The 13,040-nt window shown below is 48.1% G+C and carries 12 protein-coding genes and 1 riboswitch; of the genes, 8 read left to right on the plus strand and 4 right to left on the minus strand.

Annotated features, from left to right (window positions below; translation table 11 throughout):
• Window positions 1-162: 162 nt before the first annotated feature.
• Window positions 163-335, minus strand: a riboswitch (M-box (ykoK) riboswitch).
• 166 nt (window positions 336-501) lie between these two features.
• From C3B52_RS21175 to purD, 3 genes are all read left to right on the plus strand, one after another.
• Window positions 502-852 carry a hypothetical protein gene (locus tag C3B52_RS21175; protein WP_235615807.1) on the plus strand — a complete coding sequence of 117 codons (351 nt, stop codon included), beginning with the start codon at window positions 502-504 and terminating at the stop codon, window positions 850-852.
• 191 nt (window positions 853-1,043) lie between these two features.
• Window positions 1,044-2,594, plus strand: coding sequence for a bifunctional phosphoribosylaminoimidazolecarboxamide formyltransferase/IMP cyclohydrolase (gene purH, locus C3B52_RS21180; RefSeq protein ID WP_103108380.1), 1,551 nt, complete (start codon window positions 1,044-1,046; stop codon window positions 2,592-2,594).
• Between the two features lie 28 nt (window positions 2,595-2,622).
• A complete protein-coding gene (purD, locus tag C3B52_RS21185; RefSeq protein WP_103108381.1) occupies window positions 2,623-3,894 on the plus strand; it encodes a phosphoribosylamine--glycine ligase in 1,272 nt (423 codons plus the stop codon).
• A gap of 67 nt (window positions 3,895-3,961) precedes the next feature.
• On the opposite strand, the gene C3B52_RS21190 is transcribed toward purD, so the two are convergent.
• The 4 genes from C3B52_RS21190 to C3B52_RS21200 form a co-directional block, all read right to left on the minus strand.
• On the minus strand, window positions 3,962-5,176 hold the full coding sequence (locus C3B52_RS21190; RefSeq protein WP_103108382.1) for an MFS transporter: 1,215 nt from the start codon (window positions 5,174-5,176) through the stop codon (window positions 3,962-3,964).
• 11 nt (window positions 5,177-5,187) lie between these two features.
• Window positions 5,188-5,571: a MarR family winged helix-turn-helix transcriptional regulator gene (locus C3B52_RS21195; protein ID WP_103108451.1), complete on the minus strand. Its 384-nt coding sequence runs from the start codon at window positions 5,569-5,571 to the stop codon at window positions 5,188-5,190.
• Between the two features lie 148 nt (window positions 5,572-5,719).
• A complete protein-coding gene (locus tag C3B52_RS36560) occupies window positions 5,720-5,857 on the minus strand; it encodes an EYxxD motif small membrane protein (RefSeq protein WP_162839496.1) in 138 nt (45 codons plus the stop codon).
• 13 nt (window positions 5,858-5,870) lie between these two features.
• On the minus strand, window positions 5,871-6,392 hold the full coding sequence (locus C3B52_RS21200; protein ID WP_103108383.1) for a YgaP family membrane protein: 522 nt from the start codon (window positions 6,390-6,392) through the stop codon (window positions 5,871-5,873).
• A gap of 195 nt (window positions 6,393-6,587) precedes the next feature.
• Here C3B52_RS21200 and C3B52_RS21205 point away from each other — a divergent pair, with 195 nt between their 5' ends.
• From C3B52_RS21205 to C3B52_RS21225, 5 genes are all read left to right on the plus strand, one after another.
• Window positions 6,588-8,342 carry an adenine deaminase C-terminal domain-containing protein gene (locus C3B52_RS21205; RefSeq protein ID WP_103108384.1) on the plus strand — a complete coding sequence of 585 codons (1,755 nt, stop codon included), beginning with the start codon at window positions 6,588-6,590 and terminating at the stop codon, window positions 8,340-8,342.
• Window positions 8,343-9,204: 862 nt separating this feature from the next.
• Window positions 9,205-10,155 carry a branched-chain amino acid ABC transporter permease gene (locus C3B52_RS21210; protein WP_201264924.1) on the plus strand — a complete coding sequence of 317 codons (951 nt, stop codon included), beginning with the start codon at window positions 9,205-9,207 and terminating at the stop codon, window positions 10,153-10,155.
• Between the two features lie 9 nt (window positions 10,156-10,164).
• Complete coding sequence (locus C3B52_RS21215) at window positions 10,165-11,448, plus strand: branched-chain amino acid ABC transporter permease (RefSeq protein ID WP_103108452.1); 1,284 nt, start codon at window positions 10,165-10,167, stop codon at window positions 11,446-11,448.
• Window positions 11,449-11,468: 20 nt separating this feature from the next.
• The gene (locus C3B52_RS21220; protein ID WP_103108386.1) at window positions 11,469-12,245 is read left to right on the plus strand and encodes an ABC transporter ATP-binding protein; all 777 of its coding nucleotides are present in this window, start codon (window positions 11,469-11,471) and stop codon (window positions 12,243-12,245) included.
• A gap of 14 nt (window positions 12,246-12,259) precedes the next feature.
• Window positions 12,260-12,967 carry an ABC transporter ATP-binding protein gene (locus C3B52_RS21225; protein WP_103108387.1) on the plus strand — a complete coding sequence of 236 codons (708 nt, stop codon included), beginning with the start codon at window positions 12,260-12,262 and terminating at the stop codon, window positions 12,965-12,967.
• The last annotated feature ends 73 nt before the right edge of the window (window positions 12,968-13,040 follow it).

Genomic DNA, 13,040 nt, shown 5'->3' on the forward strand with positions numbered 1-13,040 from the left:
GCTCCTTTCCTATTCAAAATCTTATTTGAGTGACATGATCGACTACTGAAAGCAGCTCACCTCCCTGGAATCAACAAAAAAGGCTTCCCGTCTGCAGGGAAGCCTGGAAATGCCAATAAAAAAGTGCATAGAAAAAACAACACACTTAAAAAAGCACTACCTACACGCTTCCCCAAGTTGAGTTTTGGCACATGACAACGTAGAGCAATCAAGCATGCTCAGCCACCTTAAGTAAAGCCTTAATCCGGCAATCCCTGTTCTACCCATTGGCGTCTTTCGACATTTCCGGGCAGTGGCCTGTGTTCATCATGGAGCCTCACCTAACGGGAACGGTTCCATATTGTTTTGGCAATCGTTGTATCTACCGCAGTATATGGGCGACAATCCTAGTTTGTCAATACTTTTCAAAAACCCAAACCTTTCCGCTTCTGCCGACATACAGTAGAAAGAAGCCGTGTAAATGAGGAGGGGCTGGACCTGAGCGGAGACTTTGTTGCTGATTTGCTGGGCAAGCTAAGCAGGAAAACGGGGCGTGAATGGACGCTAAACGATATTATGAAGCTGGCTGAGAAAATGCCCAAGGGCGGAGGAAATATTGACTCCGTACTCAATGAGTTGTCGGACATGGGACTTGATGTGCCTGAGGAAACGAAGGAAAAAGTCAAGGACCATATGAAAAGTGGGAAGTCCCTAACTATGGATGATATCGGCAAATTGATGCCAACAGATGTAAAAGCGAAAACCAGTAAGACGAGAACCAAAAAACCAACCAGAGCTGTTGGAAAAAGCAAGCATCTGTCATTGGCTGAGCGTGTAAAAAAATTATCTGGAAAAGGCAAGAAAAAGCGTTAGTCCACACATAGAGATTGTAGAGTGCAGTCGCGAGTGCCGAACAGGCATGGGCGGCTGCGTTTGTTTTGCAGGAAGAAATTCGTCTAAGGCAGGGTCTAATTAACTAAGATGAAAACCTTGATAGAAGCGTACAATTATGTTTTAATAGGAAAGGAATGTTCGTGTTTACTAAAAGTCAGGAGGTTCTATCCGTGAGTGTGAAAAAAGCGTTGATCAGCGTTTCTGACAAGACTGGATTGATTCCGTTTGCCCGTAGACTGGCAGCTGCCGGAGTAGAAATCATTTCAACCGGAGGTACGGCTTCCCTGTTAAAAGCCGAAGGTGTTCCTGTCATTGGCATATCCGAAGTAACTGGATTTCCGGAAATTTTGGACGGACGCGTCAAAACGCTGCATCCGAATATCCACAGCGGGCTCTTGGCTGTACGTGATAATGAAGCTCATCAGAAGCAATTACAAGAACTGAACATTGAAACCATTGATCTGGTCGTTGTGAATTTGTATCCTTTTAAAGAGACCATTGCCAAACCAGATGTGACATACGAAGATGCTATTGAGAATATTGATATCGGTGGGCCGACTATGCTGCGTTCTGCCGCGAAAAACCATGCTTTTGTCAGTGTTGTTGTAGATGCTGCTGACTATGACAAGGTTGCGGAGGAAATCGAAGCTAGCGGTGATACTACTTTGGAAACCCGTCGCAAGCTGGCTGCAAAAGTATTCCGTCACACTGCAGCGTACGATGCCTTGATCTCCCGTTACCTCAGTGAAGAGGTGGGCGAGCTGCTGCCTGAGAGCTACACAGTGACCTATGAAAAGGCTCAAGACTTGCGTTACGGTGAAAACCCGCATCAGCGCGCTGCTTTTTACCGTGAGCCGTTGGCGAGCAGCCTCAGCATCGGTTATTCTGAGCAGCTGCATGGAAAAGAATTGTCCTATAATAATATTAACGATGCTGACGCGGCTTTGGCGATTGTACGTGAATTCGACCAGCCGGCTGTAGTTGCGATCAAGCACTCCAACCCATGTGGTGTAGGAATTGGCAGCGATATTCGCCAAGCTTACCAAAAAGCGTATGAAGCAGATCCTGTTTCCATTTTCGGTGGAATCGTAGCAGCTAATCGCTCGATCGACCGCGAAACAGCTCTGGCTATGAAAGAAATTTTCCTGGAAATTATCATCGCTCCTGATTTTACCGAAGAGGCGCTCGCAGTACTTACTGAGAAAAAGAACCTGCGTCTGCTGCGCATCCCGGCACTGAGTGAGTCAGACAAAAAAGCAGACAATCGTTTCCGTGTCGCTCCAGTAGCGGGTGGCGCTCTGGTTCAAGATTTTGACTACAAGCAATTGGAAGAGAGCGAAATTCAAGTGGTCACAGACCGCAAGCCAACAGAAGAAGAGCTGGCTCAGCTTACATTTGCCTGGAAAGTAGTCAAGCACGTCAAGTCCAATGCTATTTTACTGGCAAAAGACAACATGACGATTGGTGTTGGCGCGGGGCAGATGAACCGTGTGGGTGCAGCAAAGATCGCCATTGAACAGGCGGTGGCGGGGGCGATTGGCTCTGTACTGGCTTCCGATGCCTTTTTCCCGATGGGCGATACAGTAGAAGCAGCTGCAAAAGCAGGTATCACAGCGATTATTCAACCTGGCGGCTCTATCCGCGACCAAGAGTCTATCGATGCATGCAATCGCGCTGGAATTGCCATGATCTTTACCGGTACTCGTCACTTTAAACACTAATCCCTCTCCCACAGGAGGAGCATACACGATGAATATATTAGTCATTGGCGGCGGCGGTCGTGAGCATACGATTGCCTGGAAGCTGTTGCAAAGCCCGAAGGTAAAAAAGGTATACTGTGCGCCTGGCAATGGCGGTATCGCTGGATTGGCACAAAATGTACCGATTGGCGTCAACGATTTTGCTGCACTGGCTCAGTTTGCCAAGGATGAAGGAATTGATCTGACTGTGGTCGGTCCCGAAGATCCTTTGCTTGGCGGGATCGTGGACTTCTTTGAGGAGCGCAATCTGCCAATCTATGGTCCTAACGGAAAAGCGGCGTTGATTGAAGGAAGCAAATCCTTTGCGAAAAGCTTGATGAAACGCTATAACATCCCGACCTCAGAGTACGAATCGTTCCTTGATTACGAATCTGCGATTGCGTATGTTCGTGAAAAAGGAGCACCGATTGTCGTCAAGGCAGACGGACTCGCTGCGGGCAAAGGCGTTGTAGTGGCAGAGACACTTCAGGAAGCAGAGGAAGCACTTCGTCAAATCATGCAGGACCATGTATTTGGTGAAGCGGGAGCACGGGTCGTCATCGAAGAATGCATGCGCGGTGAAGAGCTGTCCTTGCTCGCTTTTGTCGATGGGGAAACGGTGAAGCCGATGATTACTTCCCAAGACCATAAACGAATTTTTAACGATGATCTCGGACCGAATACAGGTGGTATGGGAACCTATGCACCTGTTCCGCACATGTCTGACGTATTGGTTGATGAGGTCGTGGAAACGATCGTGAAGCCAATGGCGAAAGGGATGGCAAGTGACGGGATTCCGTTCAAAGGCATCCTGTATACTGGCCTCATGATCACGGAGCAAGGCCCAAAGGTAGTGGAGTTTAACGCGCGCTTTGGCGATCCGGAAACACAAGTGATCCTGCCGCTGTTGGAAACAGACTTGGTGGATATTTTCGTTGCAACGATCAAAGGTGAGCTGGATGCAGTGGATGTTACCTGGAAAAAAGGCAGCGCTGTTTGTGTCGTGATGGCAGCTCCTGGCTATCCGGGTGAGTATCCAAAAGGTCAAGTCATCCAAGGCTTGAACAAAGTACGAGATCAAGTCACCGTGTTTCATGCGGGTACCAAAGAAACAGATGAAGGAATCGTCACCAGTGGTGGACGTGTGCTGGGCGTAGTGGGCACAGGTGAAAACCTGGAAAAAGCACGTGAAGCAGCATATGCGGCTGTTGCGGAAATCTCCTTCGAGGGTGCTCAGTACCGCACTGATATCGCGGCAAAAGCGATGAAGCATCAAAAGTAAGAGAACTTTTTCTTTCGTAATGAAAAGACCCAGGCAGCGATAAAAGCTGACCTGGGTCTTTTACGATTTATATACTGGCGTTTTCCGTAGCTACAGCAGCTTTTTTCCCTTTGGCTCCTACCAGCTGGGACAGGAAGTAAACGACGAGGAACAAGAGCATACTGAGTGCTGACCAGCGGTACATAACCGAGTAGTTCGAATGAGTAGCGAGGACGCCGAGAAGCATGGAGCCTACAGCAATCCCCAGATCGATTGAGTTGAAAAACACGCCATTAGCCATCCCACGCTGCTCTGGAGTCACCTGCTTAACCATCCAGGCCTGGATCGACGGCTGGATCGTGCCGTACCCTAAGCCGTAGAAGAAGGCAGAAACGAGCAAAATAGACTGCGTATGAGCAAGCGACAGGATAAGCAGGCTGATACCAACGAAAATCGCGCCAGGTGGCAAGACAGCCATGTGACCTTTGCGATCAAACAGCTTTCCGGAAAACGGACGAATCAAGACCATCGCAATGGCATTACACAAGAAGAAAGCACCGACATTTTCTATGTGGGCTTCTTTTCCATAGAGAGCCAAAAAGCTGAGCACACCGCCATACGTAATCGACAGACAAAAATTCAATGTGGCAGGCAGGAGCAGCTTTTTATCAAAGAACCGCCCAAGACCTTTTGGCGAAGGTGCAGCTGTTTTTTGCGGAGGCGCTGTCGGTCTGCTGTATGCACGTATGAGCTGCATCAACGGAAAAATAAGCGCGATCAAAAGAACGACAGTAACGAGCATCGAACCGAATCCGAACGTATTTAAAATGGCAAGGCCGATCATAGGACCGAGTGCCATAGCGAGACTGGTGGACAAGCCGAAATAGCCCATCCCTTCGCCAATTCGTTTGTTCGGAATCACGTTGGAAACAATAGTGGGGAAGGTAGTGCTTCCCATTCCAAAGCCGACCCCGACAAGCATGCGCATCAATAAGAAAAAGGCGATACCGCCCGCCAAATAATACCCCGCAGTTGCAAGTCCGACAAAGCATAAAGCAATGATGGCAAGCATTTTGCTGCTTCTTGTTTTCAGTGCTTCCCCTGTAAAAACCCTGGCAACGACAGCGGCGATACAAAACAGACTGATGACGAGGCTGACGACAAAATCATCTGCTTGAAAGGCCTCTTTTACGTATGCCGGAAAGGTCGGGGTCTGCATCTGAATCGTACTGAACAAGATCAAATTGCAAACAGTTAAAAGGACGAAATCTTTCGTCCATAGTTTCTCTCTAGCCTCTCCCAATGATGTCACTCCTACTCTTTTGTATGACTGTTGATGTTTGTGTTGATTCGCAAAAGAATGTCCTTTAAGAATTCCAACTGTTCAGCCGGGATATCCGCCAATATTTCGGAGACAGCAACCGCTTCAACTGGGATTGCTTTTTCTACCCATTCCCGTCCTGCTGGAGTCAGTGTAATGAGAAATGCTCGCCGGTCTTGTGGACACGGCTTTTTTTCAATCCATCCTTTTTTGGCTAAGTTGTCCAGCAAGCGTGTCATTGTTGGCTGATCTTTGGCTGAGCGTAGAGCGAGTTCTTTTTGATTGATGCCATCTTGCTCGCGAAGCCTGAACAACACCGCGAATTGCTCGGTTGTCAGATCGAAGTCACGCAGGTACGTGGAAACATGGTGGATCATTCGCCGATAGGTATTGCCGATCAGAAAGCCAATCGGTTCATCTTTCCATTGGTCAATCAAGGTGTGACCCTTCTTTCATCTGAAAATACTTGCTTTGACAATTATAAGTGAAGCAAGTAAATGTGTAAACGAAAAAGAAAATACCGCCTCACTGGCGGTATCTCCCTTTTTTTCTGGTGAGGTTGTAGGCGTAGTAGCCCATGACGGCAATGACGCCAATGATGGCAGCGATGACAAAAAAGTTGTGGGAAAGCCATTCGTATAAGGGAGGTCCGACTGTAAGCATAGGTGCAGCCTCCTTAAGAATAAGTTGGATATGTGTTGGATTTTTGCTCGTTCTTTTCTTGGGAACGGTAGGAAATGAATTCGCGTGCGGCTCTCTCTAGTTGCTCGTCCTCAGCAGTCAGCTGTGACTTGCGGGAGAAGTCGTTACCGCTTGCAGTGGTTGCACTAGTTGTGTTAGTAGTACTGGATTGGGCGGTTGCCGATTGATTCTTTTTGTCTTGGCTCTGCGCTTTATCAGTACTGCCCGTCATGCCGATGGAGCGGGTTACCTGATTCATGACAGCTTGAATCCCTTTTTGCTTTGCCTTGTCCATTATGTTTTGCATGCCATTCGCTTTGACCGTATTTACACCCATCGCTGAGTACATGGGGCAAACACGTGTAACGCCCTCTGCTACTTTCATGGCAGAAAAAGCTAGCAAAAACCAAGGCGTGTTATAAGGACGACGACTCATTTTGCCGACTCCGTATGCCAAGCCAAGCAGACCGCCAGTAATCCGGATCATTGCATCAGTAGTTCCCACATTTTTGTGCATAGTCATAGCCTCCAGTCGCTTCTTCTTATGGCTAGTCTGTAGCTATTGTGATGATTGCACCCGTGGAAATTGTTGCTAGCAAGTGCAGGAAAAAGCAGGGGAAGTACCAATGAACGACGAAGCAGTAAGTACATAATGAATGAGCATTCAGTTGGTCAGACGACGAAATTGATACAGTAAGGAGAGATAAAAACCATGCGCGTAAGACCATTATCGAGTGAAGACCATGTGAATCTGATGAGGGTAAGCAGACGACTAGCACCAGCTAGCCTATGGATTCAAGGTGCGAATGTGTTGAATGTATATACGAAGGAATGGATGCAGGTACACGTTGCCCTGTCAGGAGAACGAATTGCTTATGTAGGTGAAAAAGAACCGCTTGTGGATGAGAATACCGAGATCATTGACGCAAGCGAAAAGTATCTGGTTCCGGGCTATATAGAGCCTCATGCCCATCCATTTCAATGGTATAACCCGTATACCTTGGCTGATTTTGCGCTCAAGCACGGAACGACTGCACTCGTATCTGATTCCTTGATGTTGATGAATCTGCCGTTTGAGCAAATAAAGGAAATCATGGAGTCATTAGCTGATCACCCAGTCAAACAGTTTTTTTGGGCACGGCTCGATCCACAGACGGGCAAGGACCATCCGCAATTCACCAAGGAAGGCTTGGCCCGTATGCTGGAGCATCCGCGTGTCGTACAGGGAGGAGAGCTTACCAGCTGGTCTGGTGTGCTGTCCGAGGATGAAAAGGTACTGTTTGGCTTAAAGCATGCGCTTGATCTGGGAAAACGCATGGAGGGACATCATCCGGGTGCTTCGGTTGAAACACTAAATATAGCGTCCGCTGCAGGCATTACGGCGTGCCATGAGGGAATTACCGCAGAGGATTTGCTCTCTCGACTCAGGCTGGGCATGTACGCTACGCTGCGTCACTCCTCGATTCGTCCGGACTTGCCTGAACTGGTCAAAGGGTGGCTGGAGCTTGGGCAGCCCTGGTCAGGGCGAATGATGCTGACCTCGGATGGCAGTACGCCTCCGATGCATCGCAATGGTCTTATGGATGGGACGATTCGAGTCGCGATTGAGGCGGGAATGCCTCCAGAGGAAGCGTATGTAATGGCGTCGCTGAATCCTGCTGTTTATTACGGTATGGATGGGGAAATTGGGGGAATTGCTCCAGGACGTCTGGCAGATTTGCTAGTTTTATCAGATAAATACGAGCCTACCCCTGAACTGGTTATTGCAAACGGAAAGTGTGCTGCCAAAAATGATACGCTACTCATTCCGACGATTCAGGCGCACTGGGAAAAGATTCAGTTTCCTCCAGTGGATGATTTTGAGAAGCAAACGTCAGTCGAATGGTTCCGCTTGCGTCCCGAAGCGGGTCAAACACCTGTCCTGCACATGCTGAATGCGGTCATTACCCGACTGGAAATGGCGGAGCTGCCGATTGATGAGAACGGTTATGTCTCAGTCGAGCACGATCCGGAGTTGGCGTATATCGCAAGTATCGACCCGGCGGGAGGCAGACGTACGCAGGCGGTATTGCGCGGCTATGGCTCCGACCTGGAAGGCTTGGCGAGCTCTTATACAGCTTCGGAGGATTGGATTGTCATCGGCCGCGATCCCGAAGCGATGAAGCGGGCGCTTGATCGGATGAGAGAGATTGGCGGAGGCGTAGTGCTGATCGATAGAGGAGAAATCGTATGTGAATGTCCGCTGCCATTGGCTGGAAGATTTTCAGACGCACCGATGGAGGAAGTCATCCAGATGGCGGAGGACTTGACCCAGAAGCTTCGACAAAAAGGGCATGCTCACCTCGATCCGCTATACTCGATCCTGTTCTTTACAGCTACCCATTTACCGTATGCGCGGCTCACTTCAGAAGGAATTATTGATGTGAAAAGTGGAAAATTATTGGTTCCCTCCCTTCCATTAGTATAGAAGTTTCATTTCAAAAGAAGCGTTTATAAGTAAGGTAATCATTATTTTCATGTGCATGTTGGATATGTATATGAAGATAATATTTTTTTCTCTTGTAAATTTTCCGATTTATTTTACAATAATGATTAAACAAAGATAAAGGGGGATTCCATTCCGCATGACAAAAAGCTCTTACGCAAGCATTCAATCTGCGGTATTGGTAGAAAGGGTTGCAAGCAGAAGAACGATAGAACCGTACTAACTAGATAACAGCAAGACCCCTGATCAAAAGTAATTCCGGAGGTCTACATCCAGAAGGCAGAATTCACATGAAAAAGGATAAAAGTCCTATTTATGTGTGGCAACGGCTTAGGTTCTTCTGATATGATAATATTATCCAATTATTCCATATGTTGTTTTCGTGTCCCGGATTTATGACACAAATTTACAAGCTGGATGATTGGGGCAGAAGAGTACAACTTAACCGCGAACAAGCCTCTGGAAGCCTATTTCCGAAAATGTGTGAACAAAGAAAACATCACCCTCAAAACATGTACAAACCACCAAAGCACTATTCTTGAAAAACATGATAACCGGTAAGACAAAGTAGAAGTACCTGACATCATAGCACGATTGATCATGCCTCACATACTATAGGGGCGGCACATAGGTGTACGTCCCTTTTCTACGTATAAGAATTTATCAGCAGTGCTAATGAATTCTGGAGCGCATGAAAGCTTTTTCGCGAAATTGCGGTCGCATTTTTCTATGCAGAAGCCTTGGGAGGAGATCTGCTTACGTAAGTGGCCCATGTCCGGTCGTTGTATTAAATGCAGAAAATTTAAACAAGTATTGGAAAGAAATGAGGGATGGGATAAGCATGATGCTAAACATTTTGCCTCAGGTGTTAGTTGACGGATTGATTCTTGGATTCATGTACGCTGTCGTGGCACTAGGCTATACCATGGTTTACGGGATTTTGGAATTTATTAACTTCGCTCATGGAGAAATATTTATGGTGGGTGCTTTTGTGGGAACAGAGGTTTTATTGATCTCTGACGCCTTGGGGGCACTGGAAGGCATGAATCCATTTGTCGCACTATTCATAACGCTTATTATTGCGATGGTAATTACCGGAGCACTTGGGGTCGGAATTGAGCGGGTGGCGTATCGGCCACTGCGGGGCGCACCTCGTCTGGTACCATTGATTTCCGCTATCGGTGTTTCCTTCTTGCTGCAAGACCTGGTCCGTTTTACAGAAGCGCTTGCTCGTAACGAGTTTTATTTGAACACACCGGCGCTTTTCACAGGGACCATCCCACTGGGAAGCTGGGCGTCGATCCCGACAAAGGGCTTGGTTGTTATCGTTCTTGCGATTATCATGATGATCGGTCTTACCTTGTTCGTGGGCAAAACCAAGTGGGGAATTGCGATGCGCGCCGTTGCTCAGGATCAAAGCACAGCTTCGCTTATGACAATCAATGTAGACAAAGTCATCATGCTTACCTTTTTGATCGGCTCCAGTCTGGGTGGAGCAACAGGCGTATTGTTCTCGCAAAACTACGGTACGATTGACCCGTACATCGGTTTTATTCTCGGTCTGAAAGCATTTACTGCTGCCGTATTAGGTGGGATCGGTAATCTGAGAGGCGCCATGGTTGGTGGTATTCTGCTCGGAATGCTGGAATCGCTCTCCGGTGCGTTCATGGGACCGCTGACAAACGGAGCGTTTGGTGCCGAGTACAAAGACGTGTTTGCATTCAGTATTCTAATCCTCGTGCTTCTCTTCAAGCCGGAAGGGCTGTTTGGCGAAGCTGTGAAAGAGAAAGTGTAGGTGAATCCAATGGCAAACATGGCATGGAAATCGTTCAAAGGCATCCCTCTCGTCGTCACGTTGGTTTGGATCGCTGCTTTTGCAGCAGCACTGCATTTTATGGACAAGTCAGTTATCGCATTTCTCGGCATTCTGTCGTCCATCGTCCTGATCTATTACACCAACGCCTCTAAAACGGTAAAAATGATTGTCGGGGCAGCGGTGCTACTCATTATTATTCCGCTGGTAGCCGGGGAAAACCGCTACTACATGGAGGTAGCTTCACAGGTAGGCATTTACGTAGCCATGGCGCTCGGCCTGAATATCGTAGTTGGCTTTGCTGGTCTTCTGGACCTCGGCTACGTAGCGTTCTTCGCTGCTGGAGCGTATGCTTATGCGATTTTCTCTACGTCCCAAGCGAACGAATTCATCGCAGGGAATCTGTTTCCACTGTCGGGTGACTGGTTCTGGCCGTTTTTGATTGTAGGTCTGATTGTGGCGGCAGTGTTCGGTATATTACTTGGTTTGCCTGTTTTACGGGTAAAAGGGGACTATCTCGCTATCGTTACGCTTGGCTTCGGTGAGATTATCCGAATTATTTTTAACAACCTGGACAAACCGATCAATATTACAAACGGTCCACAAGGGATTACCCCGATTCCGTCTCCTGAAATTTTTGGGATTAAGATGGGGACGCCGTTCTACTTCTATTTCATCGTTCTGTTCGTAATCGCGTTTATCGTAGTGGCAAACATCCGCTTTGAGCACTCTCGTATGGGTAGAGCCTGGATCGCGGTTCGCGAGGATGAGCTGGCTGCTCAATCGATGGGAATCTCCCTTTTGAATACAAAGCTGGCTGCCTTTGCTACGGGCGCATCGTTTGCAGGTGTGGTCGGAGTTATCTTTGCTGCCAAGCAAACCTTTATTGACCCGACTTCATTTACCCTGATGGAATCGATCGGAATTTTGGTCATGGTTATTTTGGGGGGCAGCGGCAGTATTCCAGGCGTTGTTCTCGGTGCGGCCTTCGTTACGATCCTGCAAGTGCAGCTGCTTAAGGAGTTCTCCAACTTCCTGCACAGCTTGCAGCAATCGGGCATCATCAATTTGCCTAACCAGTTGGACCCGTCCAAGTTCCAGCGACTCGTCTTCGGGATCATGCTGATTCTTGTGGCGTTGTATCGTCCGAATGGATTGATACCAGCCAAGCGAAAGAAAAATGATCTTGATTCGATTAAGAACAGTCCGTTTACCAAAGAGAAGCTCGGCATTTTGGGCAAGCTCACAGGGGCGTCTTCTGGCAAACAGTCGTAACGGACAGGGAGGGGTATAGCATGGCATTGTTGGAAGCGAAAAATTTAACGAAACGATTTGGTGGACTGGTAGCGAATCAAGACGTTTCGATTGCCATTGAAAAAGGAAGCATTACTGCTGTTATCGGTCCGAACGGGGCTGGAAAGACAACGTTTTTTAATATGATTACCGGGTTCTATGAGCCAGATGAGGGAGAAATCCTGCTGAACGGCAAGAGCATCAAAAAGCTGCGCCCGGATCAGATCGCTAGTCGTGGCATTACCCGTACATTCCAAAATATTCGCCTGTTCAAGCAAATGACGGCTTTGGAAAACGTAATGGTTGGTGTTCACAGCCGCTTATCTGCGGGACTAGTAGGCATCCTGTTCAATACAAAGCGGGTACGTAATGAAGAAGAAAAGGCCCGTGTCGAAGCCTATCAGCTCCTGGAGTATGTGGGGATCGAGCATATCGCCAATGAAGCGGCAGGAAGCTTGCCGTACGGATTGCAGCGACGGCTGGAAATTGCCCGGGCGATGGCGACTAATCCACAGATTATTTTGCTGGATGAGCCCGCAGCGGGGATGAACCCACGTGAGACGGTCGAGATGACAGACTTCATCCGCCGATTGAAACGAGAGCTGGACCTGACGATAATTTTGATCGAGCATGATATGAAGCTGGTTATGGGCCTCAGCGAATACATCCACGTATTGGACTATGGACGCAAGATCGCTGAGGGCACACCGGAGCAAATTCGCAATAACCCGAACGTAATTGAGGCGTATCTCGGAAAAAGCGCGTCGGAAGTGTCGTAGGAGGAGGAAGAAATATGGCATTATTGGAACTGCAAGAGGTTCATACCTATTACGGCGGCATCCACGCATTGAAGGGATTAAGCATTACGGTGAATCAGGGTGAAGTGGTAACACTGATTGGCTCCAACGGTGCAGGGAAGTCAACCACGCTCAAAACCATCTGTGGTCAGACACGTGCCAAGCAAGGTAAGGTCCTGTTTAATGGGAAGGACATTACGCAGATGCGTACGCATGATATTGCCAAAGCTGGCATCGCACATGTGCCGGAGGGACGCAGAATTTTTCCAAAGCTGACGGTACGGGAAAACCTGGAGATGGGTGCCTTCGGAGTTTCGGATAAAAAAGTGATTGAAGAAGGAATAGAACGCGCTTTTGCATACTTTCCTCGTCTAAAGGAACGGATTGAACAAAAGGGCGGTACGATGTCGGGTGGAGAGCAGCAAATGCTTGCGATCGCGCGTGGTCTTATGATGAAGCCGCAAATTTTGATGCTCGATGAGCCGTCGATGGGTCTGGCACCGATTTTGGTTGAGCAAATTTTTGACATCGTCACCGAGCTGAACAAAGAAGGCATGACGATTCTGCTGGTCGAGCAAAACGCAAACCAAGCACTTTCCGTTGCTCACCGCGGCTATGTCATTCAAACCGGAGAAATTATTATGAAAGACGATGCACACACGTTGCTGGCGAATCCGCAGGTACGTGAAGCTTATCTCGCATAAGTATGGTATGGCCGATGGGGTGAAAGCTCTATCGGTTTTTCTTTTCAAATACGAGTCTTCTGCTATGATGAAG

Source organism: Brevibacillus reuszeri, assembly GCF_002897295.1.
Taxonomy (GTDB): Bacteria; Bacillota; Bacilli; order Brevibacillales; family Brevibacillaceae; genus Brevibacillus; species Brevibacillus reuszeri_A.

Coding starts and splice junctions, on each gene's coding strand:
- purD (WP_103108381.1), top strand. CDS start 2,623: ATGAATATATTAGTCATTGGCGGCGGCGGTCGTGAGCATACGATTGCC.
- C3B52_RS21195 (WP_103108451.1), bottom strand. CDS start 5,571: ATGATCCACCATGTTTCCACGTACCTGCGTGACTTCGATCTGACAACC.
- C3B52_RS36560 (WP_162839496.1), bottom strand. CDS start 5,857: ATGCTTACAGTCGGACCTCCCTTATACGAATGGCTTTCCCACAACTTT.
- C3B52_RS21200 (WP_103108383.1), bottom strand. CDS start 6,392: ATGCACAAAAATGTGGGAACTACTGATGCAATGATCCGGATTACTGGC.
- C3B52_RS21205 (WP_103108384.1), top strand. CDS start 6,588: ATGCGCGTAAGACCATTATCGAGTGAAGACCATGTGAATCTGATGAGG.
- C3B52_RS21210 (WP_201264924.1), top strand. CDS start 9,205: ATGCTAAACATTTTGCCTCAGGTGTTAGTTGACGGATTGATTCTTGGA.
- C3B52_RS21215 (WP_103108452.1), top strand. CDS start 10,165: ATGGCAAACATGGCATGGAAATCGTTCAAAGGCATCCCTCTCGTCGTC.
- C3B52_RS21220 (WP_103108386.1), top strand. CDS start 11,469: ATGGCATTGTTGGAAGCGAAAAATTTAACGAAACGATTTGGTGGACTG.
- C3B52_RS21225 (WP_103108387.1), top strand. CDS start 12,260: ATGGCATTATTGGAACTGCAAGAGGTTCATACCTATTACGGCGGCATC.